General features: G+C 62.1%; 1 pseudogene. It reads left to right on the plus strand.

What is annotated here, in order from left to right:
• Positions 1–215: pseudogene (locus ACWTU8_RS32805) on the plus strand (sel1 repeat family protein); the annotation flags it as partial.
• Positions 216–435: the final 220 nt, after the last annotated feature.

Below are 435 nucleotides of genomic sequence, written 5' to 3' on the forward strand. Positions count from 1 at the left end.
CCGCGGAGTTCTGGTGGCTCGCCGCGGCAAAGACCGGCAACGCCGACGCCGAAGCCAGCCTTGGGATGCTTTACTATCGCGGGATGGATGGAAAACCGAACTATGCGGAAGCCGCCAAATGGTTTTTCAAGGCAGCGGCACACGGCAGTCCCAGCGCCAAAACCTATCTGGAGATGATGAAAGAGAACGGCCAGATCGACAGCAAGCTGCTGTGATCACCGCACCCAGGCTCTTGCCATGGCCGACGCGGGCGGGGGGCGCGTTGTTGGGATGGCTGGGCGCCCGCGTCAACCAGGGCGGCTCGTACCGCCGCGATAACACGATTGCATATTGCGGGGCCACCGAAACTTCCGCGAAAGCGGAATAGGCAAGAGCCGCGGTGCGGATTCGCGCTCTGCCTCGCCCGAACCAGGGCAATTGCGCGAAACAGTTTTT

Source organism: Mesorhizobium sp. BHbdii (assembly GCF_053848045.1).